Origin of the sequence: Hallella seregens ATCC 51272 (genome assembly GCF_000518545.1) — a bacterium.
Taxonomy (GTDB): Bacteria; Bacteroidota; Bacteroidia; order Bacteroidales; family Bacteroidaceae; genus Prevotella; species Prevotella seregens.
This window is the reverse complement of record NZ_JADU01000028.1, coordinates 15273-38578: the sequence shown is the minus strand read 5'-3', so window position 1 is coordinate 38578 and position 23306 is coordinate 15273. Positions and strand designations below refer to the sequence as shown.

Sequence of the window (23306 nt, the reverse complement as noted above, 5' to 3'; positions counted from 1 at the left end):
CCGGGCATGTTGTGCCGATTGGCGCTGCCCGGATGTTTCCGATACATGCGAAATACGTATGTTTTTCGGAATTTAAAGCTTAAATACTCATCATTAAAAACCTCTACAATGAAACAATCTCAAGGAAACAGGTCTAAAAACCACTTGTCGCGGCTGCTGTTCACGACATCTTTCCTGCTCTGCACCTCCATGGCTGTCGCCCAAAATCGGGTGACAGGAACCGTGGTCGATTCCAATGGCGAACCCGTCATCGGGGCCAGCGTCATCATTCAAGGCACTTCTCAAGGCACGGTGACCGACCTCGACGGCCACTTTTCCATCGCCGGAGTGAAAGATGGACAGACAATAACCGTGTCGTATGTGGGCTTCGAGAGCCGGTCGGTAATGGCTCGCGGCACAGCCCCTTTGGCCATAACGCTGACCGAAGACAAGCTGAATCTGGACGAAGTAGTGGTCATAGGCTACGGCTCAGTAAAGAAACGCAACCTGACATCAGCGGTTGCAAAGATGGACAATAAGGGCATTCAGGACAGGCCGCTGGCTCGTGCCGAGCAGGCCTTGCAGGGGCAGCTGGCCGGCGTGACCGTGCGGACGGTGAGTGGTGAGCCGGGTGCCGACCAGCAGATTCGCGTGCGCGGGGCCGCATCTGTCAATGCCAGCAGCGACCCGCTTTACGTTGTTGACGGTGTGCCGCAGAACACAATCAGCAACCTTAACCCCAATGACATCCAGAGTATAGAGGTGCTCAAGGATGCCGCTTCGGCAGCCATCTATGGAAGTCGAGGCAGCAATGGCGTGGTCATTGTGACCACCAAGCGTGGCAAAAACGGCAAGCCTACAGTGACATTCAATGCCAGTGTGGGCTTTCAGTCCCCGGAAAAGAAGCTCGACATCATGTCGGCCCAGGAGTGGATGCAGTTCAAAATGCGATGGAACGACCAGTACTACCTGAACACTGCGGCCAGTCGCGGGGTGACCAATGCCAGTATTACCGATGACAATGCTACGCGTATGGCCAACATTGGCGGCTCTATGTCGAAACCCAACTACATGGTTGTACTCGACAACCGCTGGTTCCAGTATCTTGATCCCTCGGTTGCCGCAGCCCACGGCTACACGGTGACAGGCAACGAAGGCAGCTTGGCACTGCTGGATTGGCAGGATCGCTGTTTCCGCAATGCCATGATTCAGAACTACGATGTCTCCGTCTCCGGCGGCACTGACGCGCTGTCTTACATGGTCTCCGGCGGCTATATGCGGCAGGATGGCCTTGTGGTGGGCACAGACTATCAGCGTGTCAACCTGCGAGCCAACGTGGAAAGCAAAATCAACAAATACCTTACCATCGGCCTGAATCTGGCTCCTACCTACATCATTGTCAACGGATCGGGATGGGCCAATGGCAAGGACGCCATGGTTCATCACATTGTTTCGGCCACGCCCGTGGCTGAACCCGATGCCGGCTATTATACCAACCGGCAGCCTTATTTGAAGTATGACTGGGCCGGAACGCCCTCGCCGCTAGCCACGCTGGAGCAGAACATCAACCGTAGCAACCGTGCACGTCTGGTGGCCAATGCTTTCATGCGCATTACTCCTATCGAAGATCTCAAGATCGAATTCTCGGGAGCGGCCAACTATTACGACGTGGACGGTCGGTCGTACAATTTCACCAGTGCCAGCGCTAACTGGACATCGGGCGAGGGATCGCAGTCGAGCGGCGGACATTCCACCTCTCGCGTGTGGTCCACTCTGGTACAGGCATTGGCTAATTACGACCATGACTTCGGCAAACACAACCTTAGTTTGATGGCCGGAGCCTCGCGCGAGAACAGCAATGTGGGCTTCAGCACCAACCAAACCTACAAGGCTCCTTTTGCCAATGATGCCATTACGGGCTCGTTCAACGGAAGTATTGTCACGCCAAACGCCAATACCGTGACCGAGTCTACCCCCAACAACCTGGTGTCGGTCTTCGGCCGCGCCTCCTATAACTACGCCGAACGTTATCTGTTGTCGGCCTCGTTGCGCTACGACGGCGGGTCGGTTTTCGGCGGTGACAACAAGTGGGGAGTGTTCCCTGCACTGAGTGCCGGCTGGCTTGTGAGCGAAGAAAAGTTCTGGAAAAACTGGAAACCCAGTTGGTGGAACACGTTCAAGCTGCGCGCTTCCTATGGTGTGACAGGCAACAACAACATCTCCAATACGGCCGCCTATGCCACGCTGACAGCCGTTGCCTATGCCGGGGCGGCGGGGTTTAACGCCAATTCGCTGGGCAATGCCGACCTGGGATGGGAGAAGACCCACTCTACCGATGTGGCTTTCGACTTTGGTTTCCTCGACAACCGGCTGCAAGTGTCGCTCGACTGGTACACCAAACGCACCAAGGATTTGCTCTATCAGGTGCCCGTGGCCGGGGCTTCCGGCTTCACTTCCATCTGGGGCAACCTGGGCGAAATCAAGAATCGGGGTCTTGACGTAGAGCTCACCTCGCACAATATCACGGGCAAGTTCAAGTGGGACACCTCTTTCAACGTATCATACAACACCAACGAGGTGGTGTCTCTCGGTACCGACAACACTCCCATCTACTCGGGATTCAACGGCACGGGTGACGGAGCCAACGCCTCAAATATCCTTGCCGTGGGCCATCCTGTCAACGCATTCTACATGTATGAGGCTGTGGGCGTGTGGAAATCACAGGCCGAACTCGATGCCTATGCCCAGGAATGCGGCGTGAAGAGAGTGACTTTCCAAGGCAAAGCCAACAAGCCCGGCGACATCCGCTACCGCGATGTGAACCACGACGGCAACATTACGCTCGACGATGACAGGGTATATCTGGGCCAGCCCACTCCCAAATGGACTTTCGGCATGACCAACACCTTCCAATGGAAAGGCTTCGATGCTTCCATGCTCATTACGGCCCAGCTGGGCGGAAAGATACTTGGCACGCTGGGTAGAGCCATCGACCGTCCGTCGATGGGCGCCCAAGGCAACGTGATGGACTGCTGGAACACGGCTTGGTGGAGCGAGAACGAGACGGGCGACGGCACCACGCCCTACATCTTCAGCAGTACTACGGGCGGACAAGTTGACTCTCGTTGGCTCTGGAGCTCCAACTATTTGAGCCTGAAGAACCTCACCATTGGCTATACTCTTCCTGTGAAGAGCAAGATTCTGCAGCGTGCCCGCATCTACGCGTCGTGCGAGAACCTGTTGCGCTTCGATGACTATTATTCCGGCTTTTCTCCCGAAATAGCCAACGGCAAGTCGGGCGTGCCCGGTGGTGCATCGGCTCTGGGCATCGACTATGGCGGCTACCCCACGGCCCGGGTCTACACGCTGGGAGTTAATATCACGTTCTAACCAAATAGCTTTACATCATGAAACTAAGAAATATTCTATATTCCGGAGCCTTGCTCCTTGCCTTTTCCTCGTGCAGTGACTTCTTGGAGCAGCCTCCCAAAAACCTCCTGTCGGCCGACGGTTTCTACCAGACGGCCGCCCAGGCCAACCAGGGAGTGCTGGGCATTTATGCCGACTTGCGCTACTTGGTGGAGCATGAATATCATGAAATGTCGGAATACCGGTCGGACAATGTATGGTCCAACCCCACGCCCAACGGCCAGCGCGACTGCTCAGACATCAGCAATTTCCGGGCCGGCTCCGAGTTGGGCACCTTTGAAAGTGCCTGGGACGCCTGGTACAAGGTGATATTTGATGCCAATACGGCCATAGCCAAGCTCAGCAAAGCCAAGTTCAACAATGCCACGGTACAGGCCCAGCTGCTGAACGAGGCCCACTTCTTGCGGGGCTGGGCCTATTTCGAGCTGGTGCGTTTGTTCGGCAATGTGCCTGTGGTGCTCGAGCCATCGTCGCCCTCTGCGGTGAATGCCATAGCCCAGACCGACGGCAGAACCATCCTCGACAAGGTGGTGATACCCGAACTCAAGTACGGTCTCGACCTGCCGGACAAAGGCAACGTGACCGACGGTGCAGGGACCAAGGTGCCCGCGCAGGGGCGTGCCGACAAGACGGCCGCCGCCGCCATGCTGGCCCGTGTCTACATGACGCTGGCCGGAAATCCCTACAATGATGCCACGGCTACGGCCTCGGCCAAGACCTATTTGCAGCAGGTACTGGCCAATAAGGCACGTTACTGGGCACCCACCATTGCCGAATGGCGCAAGCAGTTCACCCCCGACGGCAACAATCTCTACTCGGTCTTTGCCATCCAGTACCGTGTCGGGGGCACGGGTAATCCCGGCATCTTCAGCATGGTGAAGTCGCTGCCGCCCTCCTATACCAACGGTGTGGGCGTGCGCCTTTTTGGCTACGACAACTTCGTGGAGAAGACGCTGCGCTTCGAGTTCAACCGTGTGTATTCCACGGGCAACAAAGATTTGCGGGGCGAGGGCTGGTCGCTGCTCGACGGTTATCCTGCCGAGGGCAACACCGTGGCCTATTCCAACGCCAAGGAACTGCTGACCGTGGACGGCGAGTCGGACTCTGTTTACGTGGAGAGCATCATCTACAAGCCCATCCCCTCCAAGCCCAAGCTGGACGCCCTGGGGCTCTCGATGAACTACAGCACGCTGAAAGACTACAACGACTGGCCCGTGAACTATGCCGTCATCCGCATAGAAGACATGATGTTGCTCCAGGCTGAAATACTCGTCGATGAGGGCAAGACGGCCGAAGCACTGGCCATTGTCAACGAGATTCGCAGTCGGGCCGGCATCGACCCCGTGGCCACCGACGTGGATGCAGCCACGGCCCGGAAATATGTGCGGCGCGAGCGGCGGCTGGAACTCTTCGGCGAGGGTGTGCGATGGTTCGACCAAGTGCGCTACGGCACGTGGAAACAAGACATCATCGACATGTTCGCCCGCTACGGAAACCCCGAGGGGGCGAGTACCTCCAACGTGGCCGACGGCCGCTATCTCTATCCCATTCCGGCCAATCAGATGAACATTACTCCCGGCTTGTACAAGCAGAACGCCGGGTATTGACCCCTTGTCTGCGAAGGCTCATTGCGGCTTTCGCAGACGTCCCATGCGGGACGGGCGTGCCAAAACACCGGCAAATGGCTGCCAAGACGTAGGGACATGCGTCCTGTATGTCCGAAAACAGATCCAAATGGGTGGACACACACGGGATGTGTCCCTACATTTCCGGGGTGGCGGATAAGGTCGCCGGCGACGTGGACGACGTGTGTTTCACGGAATTTAAAGCTTAAATACTCATCATTAAAAACCTCTACAATGAAACAATCTCAAGGAAACAGGTCTAAAAACCACTTGTCGCGGCTGCTGTTCACGACATCTTTCCTGCTCTGCGCCTCCATGGCTGTCGCCCAAAATCGGGTGACAGGAACCGTGGTCGACTCCAATGGCGAACCCGTCATCGGGGCCAGCGTCATCATTCAAGGTACTTCACAAGGCACGGTGACCGACCTCGACGGCCACTTTTCCATACCTACCGTGCCCGCCAAAGCCACGATTGTGGTCTCGTATGTAGGCATGAAGACGCAGAGCGTCGGTGTCGACGGCCGCAGAGAAGTCAATGTTAAACTGATGGATGATTCCGAGACGCTGGACGAACTTGTTGTCGTGGGCTATGGCCAAATGCGCAAATCGGATCTCACGGGGGCCATGAGCCGTATTAATGCCAAGACCATCGAGGAGCGTCCGGTGCAGAATGCACTCCAAGCCATGCAGGGCAAGACTGCTGGCGTGGACATTACTACCAACAATCGACCGGGTGAACTCGGCGACATCCGCGTGCGAGGCAACCGCTCGCTGCTGGCCGACAACACGCCGCTCTACGTTGTTGACGGCATCCCTCTGACGGCAGGGTCGATGGCTGACCTCAATCCCAGCGACATAGAAAGCATAGAAGTGCTCAAGGACGCTTCGTCGACGGCAATCTATGGCAGCCGTGGTGCCAATGGTGTTATCCTAATAACGTCCAAGAAAGGCCAGAGCGGACGAGTGAGTATTAACTATGATGGCAGCTACATTTGGAACTCCTTGCACTCCACTACCGACTATATGAAGGCCGGACAACTGCTTGATTATACCCGTCAGGCCGCCATCACCGGGGGCACTTACAATGGTGCTTACGGCACGGCGCCCGACCCCGACCGCGACCGTGCCATCACAGGCATGGGCTCGGAAGACTGGACTCGGCGCGTCATGGCCACGGCCTATGCCTACAATGCAGACGGAACGCTGCAGATGCGGGCGGCTACGGCCGAGGAGATGGCGGCGGGATATGCCGCCCAAGTGCCGGTCTACGATTCGTCGCACATGTTCAGTCAGGATTGGGGCAAGCTTGTGACACGTACCGGATTTACCCACAACCACCAAGTGAGTCTGTCTGCAGGAACGGACAAGAGCAAGCTCTACATGAGTATGGGCTATCTAAATCAGGATGTTCCACTCAAGGATCAAGACTACAAACGCTACACGGTGAACCTGAATGGCGAGATTAAACCGCTCGATTTCCTGACCGTAGGCATCGGTTTGAACGGGTCGCACTCCATCAAGAACTATGGCATTGTGAGCAACTTCGACAATTCTGTGGCCAAGGATTCCTACGGTCTGGCCATGGGAATCATGCCTTGGGTGCCGGCGTTCAACGAGGACGGCAGCTACCTTGTGGGCACCACCAACGGCCAGGCAGGCCACAACATAGCCAGCGATGTGGCTCATTCAACCAACGAGTACCGTTACTATGGCCTTAACCTGAGCTCTTATTTCGAGGTGGGTTTCGGCAAAATCTGGGCCCCGTTGGACGGTCTTCGCTGGCGCACGAACTTCGGTTCGCAGTTCCGCCAGTCGCGTTATGGCAGCTACTATGACGAGGAATGGTCCAATGTCTACGGCTTCGATTCTACCGAGCCAAAGGTGGGATATAACAACCAGAGCACCAACATGAGCTGGACCTTAGAGAATCTTCTTTACTACGACAAGGACTTTTCCAAGATACACCACTTGGGTGTGACGCTGATGCAGAGTGCTGAAAAGTATCGCACGGAGGGCATCAACATCCGCGCCTACGAGATTGTCTACCCCACATCCATGTGGTACGATCTGGGCAACTCCAACAAAGACAAGGTGAGCTACGGCACCAACTACAGCAATTGGACGCGTGCTTCGTGGATGGCCCGTGTTAACTATAGCCTCATGGACCGCTACCTGCTCACACTGACAGGCCGTTACGACGGTGCCAGCGTGCTGGCCGAGGGCCACAAGTGGGACTTCTTTCCGTCGGCTGCACTGGCTTGGAAGATCAATGAGGAGAGTTTCCTGAAAGATGTGAAATGGATAGACCAGCTGAAAATACGCCTGGGTTACGGTGTGACGGGCAACTCTTCCGTGTCGCCTTATTCGACTGCCGGAAGCGTGACCTCCACTTACGCCAAGATTCCTTTCGGCTATGGCGGGTCGGTGAGCAACACTAATGGTGCCAAGCCCGACGTGATGCCCAACTATGTGCTGGGCTGGGAGAAGACGGCTTCGACCAATGTCGGCATTGACTTCAGCTTCCTGAACAGCCGCATCTACGGAAGTCTGGAATACTATGTAGCCAATACATCCGACGTGATTATGAACCGCACGATACCCGTCATCACGGGCTACGCCCAGATTCGCTCCAACATTGGCAAGACACAGAACCGCGGTTTTGAAGCCACGCTCAACGCCGTCCCGGTGAAATCGAAGCAATTTAGTTGGGAGACTTCCGTATCGTTCACCACCAACAAGGAGAAGATCGTGGAACTCTCGAACGGCAAAGTGGACGAGCCGGGCAACACTTGGTTCATCAACAGCCCCCTCAACGTGTACTATGATTACCGGCTTGACCGTCTGTGGCAGGACACCGACGAAGACCGAATGATGATGGCAGCCTACAACTCGAAGAAGCTGACGTTCCTCCCCGGCCAGTACAAGATAGCGGATCAACCCATGGTTCTGGTCGATGCAGGCACGCCGGGCGCCACGAAATTTACCTATGAGGGCAAGGACTACTACTTTGCCGACAACGGTTTTGGCAAGTTCGACAACGACGACAAGGTGGTCTATCAGAAGAGTCCCAAATGGAGTTTCGGTTGGACCAACACCTTTACCTACCGCGATCTCTCGCTGAGCATCTTTGCTTACGGCCGCTTTGGCAACACCTACTACGGTCTGGCACAGACCATAGGCCGCCGGGTGGAGCACGACACCTGGAGTCCCACGAACACTGGAGCCAAATTTGCCCAACCCACCACGGCCACACGCACCACCACCTACGACTATGTGCGCAACTATACCAAGGGCAACATGGTCATCATTCGCAACATCTCGCTCAGTTACAACCTGCCCAAGAAGGTCACGTCGCGCTTTGGCGCCAACACTGCCTCGGCCTATGTGCAGGTGCTTAACCCGTTCCTCTTCGGCGGCGAACTGGTCAAGGCCGGTATAAACCCTGACGACATCACAGGCTGGGACGCGTCCAACCATAATGGCGGACAGACCAACAACACCTGTATCACCCGCAGCTTTGTACTCGGCGTTCGTCTCGGATTCTAAAAATTACAGCTTAAAGCATCATCAATATGAACATCAAATATTTTTCAATTGGCTTACTGGCCTTGGGAACAGCTTCTTGTTCGGGCGATTTTCTGGAGGAGAAGATGGTGAGTACCATTACCCAAGACTATTTTGAAACAGAGCAGGGGCTCGACCAGCTGGTGGTGAGCACTTACAATGCAGAGCGTCTGCGTCATCCCTATACCGAGGGCGGATACTGCTTCGAGGTGGGACACGACTGCGGACTGGTGAGCGGACGCAACGCCGAGAACCAGTTCTCCACATCCACTTGGACGGCCACCGGCACATGGAACAGCATCCCGGGCTTCATGAATTCCTTTATGGGCACGCAGAGCCGGCAGCAGTCAGGCTTCATCATCAACTGCTACCCCGTCATCGACTGCTGCAACAAGGCCATTGTCTCCATTCGCAGCGGCAAGGCCGTGGGCAAGTATGCAACTGATGGGAAGTATGCGGCCGCACGCCTCTCGGAGGCTCTCTTCAACCGCGACTACCTGATGTACACGCTCAACACGCTGCTGGGCGATGTCTATTTTCCGCAGACCAGCATCACGTCGCTGCCCAGCAACTTCAACTATAGCCGTATGCCCTCCGAGCAGCAATGGCGCATCATGATTGCCGACATGCGTTACGCTGTGGAGCATCTGCCCGAGGAGGCCGAGGCTTTCGGCCGCATCACCAAGTATGCTGCCGCCCACTTCCTGGCCAAACTCTACCTCACACGGGCCCAGGGTGCCGACTATGGCACGGCCGAATATGGCCGCAACGCCGACGGAACCATCGACAACAGCAACCCCAAATCCTATCTGGGCATGCTCTATAAAGGCAAGGTTGATACCGACCTCGACTCGTGCATCCACTACGCCGGCATGGTGATCAACAGCGGAAAGTACGCTATGGAGAGCAACTATCTGGCCTTGTGGAGAAACGGTATCGACTCATGGGACAACGAAAGCTCCCGCGAAATCATTCTGGCCGGCGTCTTCGGCAACGGTACAGACAACTATCGTTACGGCAACCGCGCCTGTTGCTTGTTCGCCCAAACTTATGTGAACAACAAGTGGGGCATACCCGATTATACCTGGGAGAACCCCTCGGCGCCCAACACCAGCTACGTGAACAACGACTGGGGATTCGACGTTTTCACCGACAAGCAGCACGACTCGCGCTTCGAGAAGTCGTTCCACCTCGAGTTCACAACGGCTCTCAACGGCGGCACGCGCTCCACCAAGGCGGCCGATGCCGACTATTACGCCTACACAGATGACAAGAACGACTCCTATACTTGGACGGAGCGGCAGGCCGACTACTTCAACACCCACATCCTGCCCGGCTATACCCGCACCAGTTGGGGCGGACGTAAGGCCGTGGCCGGCGAGCACAAGATGGGCCGTGGAGACCTTGCCTTTGCCATCATCGAGAACACCAAGGCCACAGCCATCGACGTGGACGAGGCCGATGCACAGCCCTTTGTGTGCTTCGCCCGCTGGATGAAGAAAGACGGCAAGTACTACTACCGTCCGCAGCTGGTGGAAAACGGTGGCCAGTACAGCTTTGTGAGCCAGCTGGGCGAGGGTGCCAGTGCCAACCACTACGGCCTCGAAAATGCCATGCGCACCGGCTATCTCTCCACCCTGAAGTATGACGACTGCAACCGTTCGGGTGCCAACTCCATCTATGGCACCAAGGATGTGCCCGTCTTCCGGCTGGCCGAGACCTATCTGTTGCGTGCCGAAGCCGAGGGCCGCAAGGGCAACTACACGGCCGCCATAGCCGACATCAACGTGCTGCGGGAGCGTGCAGCCTACAAGGCCGGCGAGCATCGCGCCGAGGTTTTGGCCCGTCTCTATCCCGGTCATGCCGAGCTCTCGGCCGCCGAACGGCAGTATCCCTATGCTGCTGCAGGCGACAGCTATGCCCGCATACGGGTGGATGCCAGCTATTGGGACGGCGTGTCTGTCAAGTCGCAGCAGGAGAATTATCCTGCCGCAGCCACGACCGACCAGTTGCGTTTCCGCGAGTTCATCCTCAACGAATACTGTCGTGAGTTCAACTCCGAGGAGATGTACTACGAGATTCTGCACCATTCGGGCCTTCAGGCAGAGCGCATTCAGTGGCACGACCAGATGGGAGCCAACGCCGGCAACGGCAGTTACGCCGTGGGTCAGTGGGACACTTCGGACAATACTACCGCCACCACTGGACAGGACGGCAAGCCCAAGGGGGCATTCCAAAACTATATGACGCTGAAGCCTTTCCCGCAGACGTTCATCGATATGCTCACCGACGACAGCAATACGCTGCTCACTGAGGATGCCAAGAAAGCCTATCAGAACTACGGTTACAATCAGTAGACATCATCGACAGCTGGTTGTCCGGCCCGTTCGGATGCTCTGACGGGGCCCGGCGGACATAAAAATGGCGGGGTGCAGACTTGACATGTCAAGTCTGCACCCCGTTTCGTTTGCCGTGGCGGCTTTATTTTCCGAGTTCGATTTCCAGCCGTCCCCCGCGCTTCCCCATCTCCACCCGGTAGGGCCGTCCGTCTACAAGCAGGGTGAGCGGGTGGTGGAAGACAGCTGGGTCGAGTCCTGTGCGCACGCGGATGACGAGCCGGCCCCGCCGCTGCCGCACGCGCAGCCGGGCGTGGTCGCGCTCCTGCACGTAGGCTCCCACGTCGCGCAGCGGGGCAATCCACAGGCTGTCCTGCCGTGCCGCCGCCAGTTCCAGCATCCGGGTAAAGTATTGGGGCTGGTCGAAATGGTCGTAGCCCATGGCAATGCCATGGGTCATGGTGATGCCCCAGCCGTGGCTGGCCATGAGCTGGCACAGGTAGCCGCCGAACCATTCCGGCGTGCGCTTTCCGCCCAGGCTCACCTGGGACGTGCGCGTGCATGTGCGTCCACGGCTGCAAAAGGCTGTGGCGGTGTCGCTCTTGCGGTTGCCGGGATAGAGATAGGTGCGTGGCAACTGGCCCGTGTGCTGCCAGATGAGCGTGTCGTTGTGCTACACCTCGCGGCGAAGCTCGGCGGGCGAGAGCTGCGTCACGTTGAGATGGGCGTAGCCGTGGCTGGTGATTTCCTGTCCGCCCAGTGCCATCTCGCGGGCCTGCTCCCACGACAGGCAGGGCACATTCTTGTATTTACCGCTCGTCACGCCGCCCACGCGGCTGCCGATGAGGCCAAAGGTGGCGCGCAGTCCCAGTCGCCGGAGCAGGGGGAAGACCACGGTGTAGTGCTCCAGCAGCCCGTCGTCGAAGGTGAGCGACAAGGCTGCTACGCGGCCGCTGTCATAGCGGGCCACGCAGACTTGGGGCCGTCCGGCATGGAGACCGACGGGGCCGAGCAGGGTGGGGAGGAGCAGGAGGAGCGTCTTGCAAGTCATGGAATGAGGGGTGGTAGCGGCTGGGAGACGAACCGCAACTGCGCGGCCGTAGAACCATGGCTGCACCGTCGTAGAATCATGGTGCCGCAGCCGCGAAATCATGACGGCGCAATCGCGGGGCGGCTGCGGCGTAAACGCGCTGCGATTGCGGTGTGGAAGCTTTGCGATTACGCCGTTATTGTCTGGCCTTTACCGCGGCAGGTTGAAGGCTCGGGTCATTCCCGCCATCTGTTCCTCGGTCATGCCGGTGGGCGTGAAGCCCATGGCGCGGGCGTCGATATAGATTTTTGCGCTCTTGGAGAGCACGTCGATCTGGTCGAAAGCGTCCATCACGTCCTTGCCTTTGGCAAAGACTCCGTGCTTCTCCCACATCACCACGTCGTACTCTTCCAGCTCCTTGAGTGTGCCCTGGGCCAGTTCCTTGCTGCCCGGCAGCATGTAGGGCACGATGCCCAGACCCAGCGGACAGAAGGCCTTGGTCTCGGGAATCATGCTCCAGAGCATGCGCGAGAGCACGTCCTTGGCCAGGAAAGCCGGGTTGTGGCTCATGGCCACGAGCTCGATGGGGTGGGTGTGGACGGTGGCCTTGTAGCCCGAACCGAGCTCGATCTGGCGGTTGTGCACGGCCAGGTGCGAGGGCAACTCCGAGGTGGGAAGCACGGGTTGGTCGGCTATGATGGCGTAGCTGGCGCAGTCGTCGAGGATGCGGATGACGGAACCGTTGGCCATTGGCTCGCGGGCCAGGTCGCGCATGCGCTTGCCTGTGCCCTTGCAGTAGAAGTACTGGCCCCGCAGATGGGGCAGCGTTTCGCCGATGGGCATTGTCTCGGAGAGGGCTGGAAGCCGGCGTATCTCGTCGTCCACGTGGTCGGTAATGTTGACGGTGATGTTGCCGCCGTTGCGTTCGGCCCATCCGTTCTGCCACAGATAGCCGGCCACTTCGGCAATGGCGTAGACTTCTTTTTTCAAGGCCGGGCGGCCCTCCAATATACTTTTCGTCATGGTTTGTTGATGTTTTTGATTGTCTTCGGCGCAATGCGGGATGCGTTGCGCCCGATGTCCGTGCAAAGGTAAGCATTATCTGTTGACGGCATGCAGCAAGAATTGATTTTTGAGCCTTGACTTTTGTCCGCCGCGTGCACGGGGTGCACGGCCGTGGCTTGCGCCTTGGCGGGAATCCTCGGCGGCGGCGAAAAAAAACAAATCATCGTGGCTTTTTCTTGGGAAATAGGCTTATCTTTGCAATATGAATGAACAACAGACCGGCAATGTCCGCATGAGCGAGAATGTTATCCTTGCCGATGCCGACTACATCGACCGGGTGGCTTTTGAGCTGATAGTGCAGTTTGAGCGCATGATTGGCCGCCGCATCCCCCGCGCCGACCTGAGTCAGTGGGCCGTAAACATTGTCCTCGACGGAGGATTGAGGGCCGACGGCACGGAGCATGAGACGCAGGTGGTGCTGGTGCACGACCGCAATCGTCGGCAGATGGACAACTTCTTGCCCTCGGTCTACGACACGGAGCTCAACGCCCAGGCCTTTCGCGACGCGCAGTTGGGCGAGTTTCTGGTCAATGCCTACGCCGTGGGCGACGTGGTGGGTAAGGACGATTACATGCTCGATGCCATACGCACGGTGTGCGGGCACCCCGAGGTGAAACGCCTGATGGTGGTTCCCAATGCCGAGGAGGGCGACCTCTACGCACGCATCCGCACGGCCCTGCGCAGTGCGGGCGACGGCTGTCGCGTCACGCTTTTCGCCATGCAGCCCATGGAGGGAGGCAACTATCGCCAGGAAATCCTCGGCTACTCCCTGATGAACGCACTGGGAATCAAGGCGGAAGAAGTGTAAGGCCTCACCAAGCCCCTCCCAAATTCTTCAACGGACAGGGCCGACGGAGCACGGCTGCCTACGGACGGAAGCATTGGAGACACAAGGCTTTCGTGCAATCAGATTCACAAGCAGCGAGGTGTTCAACCCAATAGAACAAGTGATAAAAAGCATAAAGAGACAATGAACGATTTGCAGAAAGGTTCTGTGAAGCCGCAGGAAGCGGCCGCAGGACATCCCCTCCCCGGGAGGAGGCAGGGCCGGATCCTGATGATTGGAGCCGGCGGCGTGGCCACGGTGTGCGCTTTCAAGATAGCCCAAAACCAGGACATCTTTGGCGGTCTGATGATTGCCAGCCGCCACAAAGATAAGTGCGACCGGCTCGTGAAAGCCATTCACGACAAGGGATACACGATGGACATTGAGACCGCCGAGGTGGACGCCGACGACGTGGAGCAGCTCAAGGCCCTCATGGGGAGCTGGCAACCGGAGCTGGTTGTCAACCTGGCGTTGCCTTATCAGGACCTGACCATCATGGATGCGTGCCTTGCCTGTGGCTGCAACTATCTGGACACGGCCAACTACGAGCCCAAGGATGAGGCCCACTTTGAGTACAGCTGGCAGTGGGCCTACAGGGAGCGGTTCGAGCGTGCAGGGCTTACGGCCATCTTGGGCTGCGGCTTCGACCCGGGCGTGTCTCAGGCCTACACGGCCTATGCAGCCAAGCATCACTTCGACGAGATGCACACATTGGACATTGTGGACTGCAATGCGGGCAACCACCACAAGGCTTTTGCCACCAACTTCAACCCCGAAATCAACATCCGCGAGATAACCCAGAAAGGCCTTTACTACGAAGACGGCAAGTGGGTGGAGACAGAGCCGCTGGCCGTGCACCGAGACATCACCTACCCGAACATCGGTCCGCGCGACAGCTATCTCATGCACCACGAGGAGCTGGAGAGCCTGGTGAAGAACTATCCCACCATCCGTCGCGCCCGTTTCTGGATGACTTTTGGGCAGCAGTACCTCACTTATCTCGACTGTATTCAGAATCTTGGCATGAGCCGCATCGACGAAGTGGACTACGAGGCCCCGCTGGCCGACGGCTCGGGAAAGACAGCCCGGGTGAAGATTGTGCCGTTGCAGTTTCTCAAGGCCGTGCTGCCCAACCCGCAGGATCTGGGCGAAGACTACGACGGCGAGACCTCCATTGGCTGCCGCATACGGGGCGTCAAGGACGGAAAGGAGCACACCTATTATATATATAACAACTGCAGGCACCAGGATGCCTACCTCGAGACGGGCATGCAAGGCGTGAGCTACACCACCGGCGTGCCGGCCATGGCGGGTGCCATGATGTTTGTGAAGGGCCTGTGGCGCAAGCCCGGCGTGTGGAACGTCGAGGAGTTCGACCCCGATCCTTTCCTGCAGGTGCTTAATGAACAGGGACTTCCCTGGCACGAAGAGTTCGACAAGGATATTGAATTGTAACCCAACATATCACAATGGCTAAGACAGAAGAAGAACAGGCAGCAGGAAAAGCTGCACAACAAAAGGCAGAAAAGGACGCGAAACTCAAGGCGCTCCAGGCTGCCATGTCCAAGATAGAGAAAGATTTTGGCAAGGGTTCCATCATGCGCATGGGCGACGAGAGCGTGGAAAACGTGGAGGTGATACCCACAGGTTCCATTGCTCTCGACGTGGCTCTGGGCGTGGGCGGCTACCCCCGCGGCCGAATCATCGAGATTTACGGCCCGGAATCGTCGGGCAAGACCACGCTGGCCATCCACGCCATTGCCGAGGCGCAGAAGCGGGGAGGCATTGCTGCATTCATCGACGCCGAGCACGCATTCGACCGTTTCTATGCCGAGAAGCTGGGCGTGGACGTGAATAACCTCTGGATTTCCCAGCCCGACAACGGCGAACAGGCCCTCCAGATAGCCGATCAACTCATTAGCAGCTCGGCGGTGGACATCTTGGTGGTGGACTCTGTGGCTGCGCTCACGCCTAAAAAAGAGATTGAAGGCGAGATGGGCGACTCCATGGTGGGTCTCCAGGCCCGCCTGATGAGCCAGGCTCTGCGCAAGCTCACCGGCACGATTGCCAAGACCAACACCTGCTGCATCTTCATCAACCAGCTGCGTGAGAAGATTGGTCTGACCTTTGGCAACCCCGAGACGACCACCGGCGGCAACGCCCTGAAGTTCTATGCAAGCGTTCGCGTGGACATCCGCCGCTCGACAAGCGTGAAGGATGGCGACAATGTGGTGGGCAATCACGTGAAAGTTAAGGTGGCGAAAAACAAGGTGGCGCCGCCCTTCCGCAAGGCCGAGTTCGACATTCTGTTCGGTGTCGGCATCAACAAGATGGGAGAAATTGTAGACCTTGGCGTGGAATACGACATTGTGCAGAAGAGTGGAAGCTGGTACAGTTACAACGGATCGAAGCTGGCCCAGGGCCGCGACGCCACGATGAACCTGCTGCGCGACAACCCCGAACTCTGCGAGGAGCTGGAGGGATTGATAATGCAAGCCATTCGCGACAAGGCCGAATCCTGACACAAAAGGCGCAGCCGCTGAATGCGGCTGCGCCTTTTGTGATGTTCCATGGCGGTGTTTTCTTGGGTTTGAAAACGGTATTCTTTAGTTGTTGGCAGCCTTCTTTTCAGTCGCCGCCGGCGTTTCCTTGATTTAGGAAAGGCCGTGAATTTCGCCGTTCACGATGTCAATGCGCTCGGCTTGCGGGCTCTTGGGCAAGCCGGGCATGCGCATGATGTCGCCGGCTTCGGCCACAATCATCTCAGCCCCGGCGTTGATGACGAGGTCTTGAATGGTAATGTCGAAGTCGGTGGGCACGCCGTAGGCTTTCGCATTGTCCGAGAACGAGTATTGTGTCTTGGCTATGCACACCGGAAAGTGCCCGAAGCCCAGCTCCTTGATGCGTCGCAACTTCTTCTTGGCAGCCGTTTTGAAGATCACGCGGTCGGCCCCATAGATGTTGCGGCCCACGTGGATGATCTTCTGTTCGATGCTGTCGCTCTCGGCATAGGGCAGCCGGAGGGGCTGCGAGGGCCGGTTGGCGATGGTGTCTACTACGAGCCGGGCCAGTTCCACGGCACCCTCGCCGCCGTCGGTGAAGGCGCGGTTCACGGCGAAGCCCACGTGCAACACGTCCTCGCAATGGCGGCGCACCAGCTCCAGTTCCTCGTCGGTGTCGGTGTCGAATCGGTTGAGACACACCACCACCGTCTGGCCGAAGCTCTGGATATTGCGGATGTGCTTGTCCAGATTGGCGAATCCAGCCCGAAGTCCTTCGGCGTTGGGCTCCTTGATTTCCTTGATGTCCACACCGCCGTGCATCTTCAGCGCCTGCGTGGTGGCCACTATAACGGTGAGCCTCGGGGCGATTCCGGCCCGGCGGCACTTGATGTCAAAGAACTTCTCGGCCCCGAGATCGGCCCCGAATCCGGCCTCAGTGATGGCATAATCACCGAATGTCATGGCCATCTTTGTGGCCAGAATGCTGTTGCATCCATGGGCTATATTGGCAAAGGGGCCGCCGTGGACGAAGACCGGCGTTTGCTCAATGGTCTGTACCAAATTGGGGTGGATGGCCTCGCTCAAAATGGCCGTGATGGCTCCGGCAACGCCCAAGTCTTTCACCGTGAACGGTTCGCCGCTGATGGTGATGCCCAGCAGGATGTTCTCGATGCGGCGTCGCAGGTCGGCCTCGTCCTGGGCCAGGCACAGGATGGCCATGATTTCGGAGGCCGGGGTAATGTCGAATCCGCCGCCCTGCACCAGTCCGTTGGCGTGCCCGCCCAGCCCCGTCACGATGTTGCGCAGGCTCCGGTCGTTCACGTCGAGCACGCGTCGCCACAAGATTTCACGCATGGCGAAGCCCTCATCCTCGTGTTGATAGATGTAGTTGTCGAGCAGGGCGGCAATCATATTGTTGGCCGAGGTGATGGCATGAAAGTCTCCTGTGAGGTGGAGATTGATTTTCTCCATGGGCAACACCTGGGCGTAGCCGCCGCCGGCCGCCCCGCCTTTCATGCCGAAGCAGGGGCCCATGCTGGGCTCGCGCAGGGCCAGCACGGCGTTTTTGCCGATGCGGTTCATGCCGAGGGCCAGGCCCACGCTCACCGTTGTCTTGCCGTTGCCGGCCTTGGTGGGTGTGATCGACGTTATGAGAATCAGGTTGCTTTGGGCCGCCCGCCGGTCGTCGACGAGCGTATAAGGCACTTTGGCCACGTACTTTCCATAGGGTTCGAGGGTGTTTGCCGGGATGTGGATGCTCCGTGCAATGTTTGCAATGGGTTCGAGGCGGGCCTCGTGGGCGATTTCACTGTCTGTTTTCATGTTGTGGTAGGAAGTTAGGAGCGGCAGCTCTACGGGGTGGAGGGATTGCCGCAGGCTGTCAGATTGATTGCAAATGTACGGATATTCCGCGGAAAACACGAGCAAAAGCCCCGATTTTTAAATGAAAATCGGGGCTTCATTGACAGTTTGTTGCCGTTCCATGGCCGGTTTGTTGCGACGCGGTTAACGGTTAATCGCGTTGCGGTTAACGGTTAATCGTGACGCCTTTAACGGTTTATCGCATCGCCGCTAACGGTTTATCGCACTGCCATGAACGGTTTATCGTGGTTCTGTTGCAGCGTGGCTCAGTTCTTGGTCCAGAACGAAGGCGTAAGGATAACGAGGACGGTAAAGATCTCCAAACGCCCGATGAGCATCATGATGGAGCACATCCATTTGGCAAAGTCGGGGAGAATGGACCACGACATCGTGGGGCCGATCTCGATGCCCAGCGTTGGCCCCACGTTGCCCAGGCAGCTCAGGCAGATGGTGATGGCGTTGGTGTTGTCGATGCCGGCGGCTATCATGACAAAGGCCATGAGCAGCATGAGTAGCAGGTAGGCCGTGAGGAAGGCCAGCAGAGACACGCGTTGCGGGTCGGGAATGTTGTTGCCGTTCACTTTCAGTGGCAGCACGGCGTTGGGGTGGAGCCGTTGGCGCAGCTCGTTTTTCACCACCTTGAACAGCATCACGCCGCGCATGCACTTCAGTCCGCCGCTCGTACTGCCCGAGCAGGCCCCGATAAACATGCACAAGGACAGCACCACCCAGGTGACATGAGGCCATCGGGCGGCGTCGTCGTTGTAGAGTCCGGTGGTCGTGATGAACGAAACCACTTGGAACAGAGCCGAACGAAACGCATGCTCCAGGTCGTAGTGATTGCGCAAAATAAGCTCTGCCATGACGAAAGCAGTGAAGCCAAGCACGATGGTTGCATAGAACCGAAACTCAGAATCACGGCACAACTCCCTGAACTTGAGCTTGGCGGCCGAGAAGTACAACAGGGTGAAGTTGACGCCGGAAAGGAAGCAAAAGAAGATGGTGGTGTACTCCAAGGCGGGCGAATTAAAGAATTCGGTGCTGTTGTTGTTGATGGCAAAGCCCCCCGTGGCGGCCGAGGCCATGGCGTAATTTACGCCTTGAAACCAGTCCATGCCGAAGAGCATGTAGCAGCCCATACAGGCGAAGGTGATGAAAAGATAGACTATCCATATCCACCGTGCGCTCATGGAGAGGCGCGGGTGTAGCTTGGTCTTGATGGGTCCGGTGGACTCTGCGGCAAACACCTTGGTGCTGCCGCCCACCAGCGAGGGCAGCAAGGCCACGGTAAAGAAGACGATTCCCAGGCCGCCAATCCACTGCGTGAGCGACCGCCAGAAGAGAATGCCGTGGGGCATGGACTCTACATCGTCGATGATGGTGGCCCCGGTGGTGGTGAATCCCGACATGTTCTCGAAGTAAGCATCGGTAAAATTGTGCAGGTAGCCGCCCAGCAGGAAAGGCAGCGTGCCGAAAGCGGAGAACACTACCCACACCAGCGTGACCACCAGAAAGGAGTCGCGGCGCGACAATCGGTTCTCGGCGTTGCGCCCCATGTAGCGCAGCATGAACCCGGCAAACGCCGTGGCGAGTATCGAGATGCTGAAAGTGGGGATGTCGTCTTCCTCATAGACCAGTGCCATGACCAGGCACCAGAGCATGAACGAAGCCTCGATGAAAAGCAGCGATCCCAGTATTTTATAGATGATTTTAAAGTTGATCACTAATTAAACAGCTTTTCAAGTTTCTTCATGTTTGCATTGTGGCAGAACACCACCACCGTGTCGCCGGCCTGAATCTGCGTGTTTCCGGACACGAGCTGCCCCTCGCCGCGTCGCACGAGGCCGCCGATGGTGATGCCCTGCGGCAGTCCCAGGTCCTTCACTGCCTTGCGCGTCACCACGGCTTTTTCCTTTGGAATGAACTCGGCCACGTCGGCATTGGCCGACATCAAGAACGTCACGTTCATCACATCAGCGTCGAGCATGAGCTGGTAGATGCGGCTGGCGGCAATGGCTTTCTTGTTGATGATGGTGCCGATGTCGAGGCTCTCGGCCATGCTCACGTAGTCGATGTTCTCGACCATGGCCACCGTTTTGCGCACGCCGAGCCGTTTGGCCGTGAGGCATGCCAGGATGTTGGCCTCGGCATTGCCGGTGAGTGCCACGAAGGCCTGCGTGTTCTTGATGCCCTCTTCGTTGAGCAAGGCGATGTCGCGCGCGTCTCCATTGATGACGAGCGTGTTGTCGTCGAGTATCTGATTCAGCTCTTCGCAACGGCGGGCGTCTATTTCAAACATCTTGGCATTCATGTATTCGGGCATCGTGAGCACGGCGCGGGCGGCCGTTGCACCGCCTCCCATGAACATCACGTCCTTGACATCGGCATAGTGTTCCTTGCCCACAATCTTGCGGATGTAGGGGATGTAGCGGCGCGTGGTCATGAAATAGGCCAGGTCGAAACACTTCAATTCGTCGTTGCCGCCGGGGATAATGGTCTCGTCGCCGCGCTTGATGGCCACCACATGGTAGGGATCTTGCGGGCCGCAGAGGTCTTTGAGCGGCTGGTTCAGTATCTCGCAGCTCTCGCGTAGCTTGATTCCAAGCATGACGAGCGCGCCGTCGTGTACGTCCCACCGCTGGCGCACCCACGACATTTTGAGCCCGTTGTTGATGTCGCGCGCAGCCAGAAGCTCGGGGTAGATGAGTTCGTCGACCCCGAGATCCTTGTAGAATTGCTGCACGTCGCGCTCCATATATTCGGCGTTGTTCACCTGGGCCACGGTCTTTCGAGCGTGCAGAGCATGGGCCAAGATACAGCTGTTGATGTTCTCGTTTTCGTCGGGAGTCACGGCGATGAACAGGTCGGCGTCGGCCGCACCGGCCTCTTTGAGCGTCTTTACGCTCGCCGGCGACCCATGCAACGTGAGCAGGTCGTAGTCCGACCCTATCTGGGCCAGCAGCTCTTCGTCGGTGTCGATGACGGTGAGCTCCTCCTGATTGCGCGCGAGCAGACGGGCCAGATAGGTGCCGATGGCCCCTGCCCCGGTAATGATAATCTTCATGAGCGAGTGATTTTCCTGATAGTTTGGGCAATGGCTTCGGCGTCGATGCCGCAGATATGGTGTAGCTGGGCCGGCGAGCCATGCTCTACAAACTGGTCGTCGGGCAGTCCGAGGCGCACCACCTGCGGGTGGTAGCCGTGGTCGTCCATCCATTCGAGCACGGCCGTTCCCAGTCCGCCGTTGCGCACGCCGTCCTCCACGGTGACGATTCGGCCGAACCGACGGCCCACCTCGTCGAGCAATTGGCCGTCGATTGGCTTCAGGAAACGCATGTCGTAGAGGGCGGCGTCCACCCCCGACAACTCGATGGCGCGGGCGGCTTCAGCGCCTATCGGCCCGATGGTGAGCACGGCCACCTCGTGACCTTCGCGCAGCCGTCGGCCCGTGCCCACGGCGACGGCCTCCAGCGGGCAACGCCAGTCGGTGAGTGTTCCGCTGCCTCGGGGGTAGCGAATGACAAAGGTACCCATGCCGGGCAACTGGGCCGTGTACATGAGTCGGCGCAGTTCGTGCTCGTCCATGGGCGAGGCAATGGTGAGCCCGGCAACGGGCCGCAGGGCCGCCATGTCGAACGCGCCGTGGTGCGTGGTCCCGTCTTCGCCCACCAGTCCGGCCCGGTCAAGGCACAGCACCACGGGGAGGCTCAGGATGGCCAGGTCGTGAATAATGTTGTCGTAGGCCCGTTGGGCGAACGAGCTGTAGATGTTGCAGAAGGGCTGAAGACCGTCTTTAGCCATGCCCCCTGAAAAGGTCACGGCATGGCCTTCGGCTATGCCAACGTCGAAGACGCGGTCGGGCAACTCTTTGGACATGATGTTCATGGAGCAGCCCGTAGGCATGGCCGGCGTCACGCCCACGATGCGGGGGTTCTGCCGCGCCAGCTCCAACAGGGTATGTCCGAACACGTCCTGGAACTTGGGCGGCTGGCCCGTGGTGTCGGGAAGCAGCCGTTCGCCCGTCTCGGGATCGAACTTGCCGGGGGCGTGCCACACGGTGGCCGCTTTCTCGGCCGGCTCGTATCCCTTGCCCTTCACCGTGTGCAGGTGGAGCAGCTTGGGGCCTTTCATGTCTTTCAGCTGGCGCAGCACGCGCACCACCTCGCGCACGTCGTGCCCGTCGAAAGGCCCGAAATAGCGGATGTTCATGCCCTCAAAGATGTTCTGCTGGTGGCTAAGGGCGCTCTTGATGGCGTTGTTTAGGCGGATGATGCCCTTGCGCCGGTTCTCGGTGAGGTAGCCTTTGGCATGCAACCACTGCGAAGCCTTGAAGCGCAGACGGTTGTAAGTTTCGTTGGTATCGAGGTGGAGCAGGTACTGTTCCATGCCGCCCACGGCGCGATCGATGGACATATCGTTGTCGTTGAGCACGATGAGCAGGTCGTTGGGCGTGGAGCTCGCGTTGTTGAGCCCCTCGAAAGCCAGCCCTCCGCTCATCGCCCCGTCGCCGATGACGGCCACCACGTGTCGGCCGGCATGCCCCGTCCGGCGTGCAGCCACGGCCATGCCCAATGCGGCGGATATGCTGTTGGAGGCGTGCCCGCAGGTAAACGTGTCGTATTCGCTTTCCAGCGGGGTGGGGAAGGGGCGCACGCCGCCCATCTTGCGGTTGGTGCAGAACTGCCGTCTGCGGCCTGTAAGTATCTTGTGCCCATAGGCCTGATGGCCCACATCCCACACAATGCGGTCTTCGGGAGTATCGAAAACATAGTGCAGCGCCACCGTAAGTTCCACCACGCCAAGGCTGGAGGCAAAGTGGCCGGGGTTGGCGGAGACCTCGTCGATGATGTCCTGACGAAGTTCCCGACAAAGTTCGGGCAGCTGCTCTACGCTCAGTTTTCGCAAGTCGGCCGGATATTCAATGCGGCCCAACAGGTCGAATTTGTCGTGATTCATTGATATTCTGTTGGAATAACCTTGCAAAGATACAATTAATAATCGAGAAAGGCGTGGAAAGCGGCGGAATTTTCCTAACTTTGCAACACCCTTGTCCGGGCCCCGCAACGCCGTGGGCCCGGGCCCAAAACA

15 protein-coding genes are annotated in these 23306 nt (G+C 58.1%); 8 read left to right on the top strand and 7 right to left on the bottom strand.

Annotation, left to right across the window (positions count from 1 at the left end; translation table 11 throughout):
- The first annotated feature begins 108 nt into the window (after nt 1–108).
- The 4 genes from L888_RS0109285 (at nt 109) to L888_RS0109270 (ending at nt 10954) form a co-directional block, all read left to right on the top strand.
- A complete protein-coding gene (locus L888_RS0109285; RefSeq protein ID WP_027952686.1) occupies nt 109–3369 on the top strand; it encodes a SusC/RagA family TonB-linked outer membrane protein in 3261 nt (1086 codons plus the stop codon).
- Nucleotides 3370–3386: 17 nt separating this feature from the next.
- A complete protein-coding gene (locus L888_RS0109280) occupies nt 3387–5015 on the top strand; it encodes a RagB/SusD family nutrient uptake outer membrane protein (RefSeq protein WP_044249057.1) in 1629 nt (542 codons plus the stop codon).
- 252 nt (nt 5016–5267) lie between these two features.
- The gene (locus L888_RS0109275; RefSeq protein WP_027952684.1) at nt 5268–8579 is read left to right on the top strand and encodes a SusC/RagA family TonB-linked outer membrane protein; all 3312 of its coding nucleotides are present in this window, start codon (nt 5268–5270) and stop codon (nt 8577–8579) included.
- A gap of 26 nt (nt 8580–8605) precedes the next feature.
- Complete coding sequence (locus tag L888_RS0109270; RefSeq protein WP_027952683.1) at nt 8606–10954, top strand: RagB/SusD family nutrient uptake outer membrane protein; 2349 nt, start codon at nt 8606–8608, stop codon at nt 10952–10954.
- Between the two features lie 124 nt (nt 10955–11078).
- Here L888_RS0109270 and L888_RS14900 read toward each other — a convergent pair whose 3' ends face one another.
- From L888_RS14900 to rhaD, 3 genes are all read right to left on the bottom strand, one after another.
- Nucleotides 11079–11570, bottom strand: coding sequence for a hypothetical protein (locus L888_RS14900; RefSeq protein WP_245594856.1), 492 nt, complete (start codon nt 11568–11570; stop codon nt 11079–11081).
- A gap of 36 nt (nt 11571–11606) precedes the next feature.
- Nucleotides 11607–11984: a polysaccharide deacetylase family protein gene (locus L888_RS14895; RefSeq protein ID WP_245594855.1), complete on the bottom strand. Its 378-nt coding sequence runs from the start codon at nt 11982–11984 to the stop codon at nt 11607–11609.
- Between the two features lie 189 nt (nt 11985–12173).
- Nucleotides 12174–12986: a rhamnulose-1-phosphate aldolase gene (gene rhaD / locus L888_RS0109260; protein WP_027952682.1), complete on the bottom strand. Its 813-nt coding sequence runs from the start codon at nt 12984–12986 to the stop codon at nt 12174–12176.
- A gap of 244 nt (nt 12987–13230) precedes the next feature.
- Here rhaD and L888_RS0109255 point away from each other — a divergent pair, with 244 nt between their 5' ends.
- The 4 genes from L888_RS0109255 to recA all read left to right on the top strand — a co-directional run bounded on the left by L888_RS0109255 (nt 13231) and on the right by recA (nt 16376).
- The gene (locus tag L888_RS0109255; protein WP_027952681.1) at nt 13231–13836 is read left to right on the top strand and encodes a DUF6621 family protein; all 606 of its coding nucleotides are present in this window, start codon (nt 13231–13233) and stop codon (nt 13834–13836) included.
- Nucleotides 13837–13858: 22 nt separating this feature from the next.
- On the top strand, nt 13859–14002 hold the full coding sequence (locus L888_RS15065; RefSeq protein WP_084567359.1) for a DUF559 domain-containing protein: 144 nt from the start codon (nt 13859–13861) through the stop codon (nt 14000–14002).
- 83 nt (nt 14003–14085) lie between these two features.
- The gene (locus tag L888_RS0109250; RefSeq protein WP_027952680.1) at nt 14086–15309 is read left to right on the top strand and encodes a saccharopine dehydrogenase family protein; all 1224 of its coding nucleotides are present in this window, start codon (nt 14086–14088) and stop codon (nt 15307–15309) included.
- Between the two features lie 14 nt (nt 15310–15323).
- Nucleotides 15324–16376: a recombinase RecA gene (recA, locus tag L888_RS0109245; protein ID WP_005844631.1), complete on the top strand. Its 1053-nt coding sequence runs from the start codon at nt 15324–15326 to the stop codon at nt 16374–16376.
- 132 nt (nt 16377–16508) lie between these two features.
- Here recA and L888_RS0109240 read toward each other — a convergent pair whose 3' ends face one another.
- The 4 genes from L888_RS0109240 to dxs form a co-directional block, all read right to left on the bottom strand.
- On the bottom strand, nt 16509–18179 hold the full coding sequence (locus L888_RS0109240; RefSeq protein WP_027952679.1) for a formate--tetrahydrofolate ligase: 1671 nt from the start codon (nt 18177–18179) through the stop codon (nt 16509–16511).
- A gap of 305 nt (nt 18180–18484) precedes the next feature.
- Nucleotides 18485–19942: a TrkH family potassium uptake protein gene (locus tag L888_RS0109235; protein WP_005844629.1), complete on the bottom strand. Its 1458-nt coding sequence runs from the start codon at nt 19940–19942 to the stop codon at nt 18485–18487.
- Nucleotides 19942–21282 (bottom strand): Trk system potassium transporter TrkA, encoded by a 1341-nt coding sequence (trkA, locus tag L888_RS0109230; protein WP_005844628.1) that lies wholly within the window; start codon nt 21280–21282, stop codon nt 19942–19944. Before trkA ends, L888_RS0109235 begins: the two co-directional genes overlap by 1 nt.
- Complete coding sequence (gene dxs, locus L888_RS0109225; protein WP_005844627.1) at nt 21279–23174, bottom strand: 1-deoxy-D-xylulose-5-phosphate synthase; 1896 nt, start codon at nt 23172–23174, stop codon at nt 21279–21281. Before dxs ends, trkA begins: the two co-directional genes overlap by 4 nt.
- Between the last annotated feature and the right edge of the window lie 132 nt (nt 23175–23306).

Excerpts from the sequence above, each read along its gene's own strand:
- L888_RS0109285 (WP_027952686.1), top strand. The coding sequence starts at position 109 with ATGAAACAATCTCAAGGAAACAGGTCTAAAAACCACTTGTCGCGGCTG.
- recA (WP_005844631.1), top strand. The coding sequence starts at position 15,324 with ATGGCTAAGACAGAAGAAGAACAGGCAGCAGGAAAAGCTGCACAACAA.
- L888_RS0109270 (WP_027952683.1), top strand. The coding sequence starts at position 8,606 with ATGAACATCAAATATTTTTCAATTGGCTTACTGGCCTTGGGAACAGCT.
- L888_RS14895 (WP_245594855.1), bottom strand. The coding sequence starts at position 11,984 with ATGACTTGCAAGACGCTCCTCCTGCTCCTCCCCACCCTGCTCGGCCCC.
- L888_RS0109255 (WP_027952681.1), top strand. The coding sequence starts at position 13,231 with ATGAATGAACAACAGACCGGCAATGTCCGCATGAGCGAGAATGTTATC.
- L888_RS0109240 (WP_027952679.1), bottom strand. The coding sequence starts at position 18,179 with ATGAAAACAGACAGTGAAATCGCCCACGAGGCCCGCCTCGAACCCATT.
- rhaD (WP_027952682.1), bottom strand. The coding sequence starts at position 12,986 with ATGACGAAAAGTATATTGGAGGGCCGCCCGGCCTTGAAAAAAGAAGTC.
- L888_RS0109275 (WP_027952684.1), top strand. The coding sequence starts at position 5,268 with ATGAAACAATCTCAAGGAAACAGGTCTAAAAACCACTTGTCGCGGCTG.
- L888_RS0109250 (WP_027952680.1), top strand. The coding sequence starts at position 14,086 with ATGATTGGAGCCGGCGGCGTGGCCACGGTGTGCGCTTTCAAGATAGCC.
- L888_RS0109280 (WP_044249057.1), top strand. The coding sequence starts at position 3,387 with ATGAAACTAAGAAATATTCTATATTCCGGAGCCTTGCTCCTTGCCTTT.
- trkA (WP_005844628.1), bottom strand. The coding sequence starts at position 21,282 with ATGAAGATTATCATTACCGGGGCAGGGGCCATCGGCACCTATCTGGCC.
- dxs (WP_005844627.1), bottom strand. The coding sequence starts at position 23,174 with ATGAATCACGACAAATTCGACCTGTTGGGCCGCATTGAATATCCGGCC.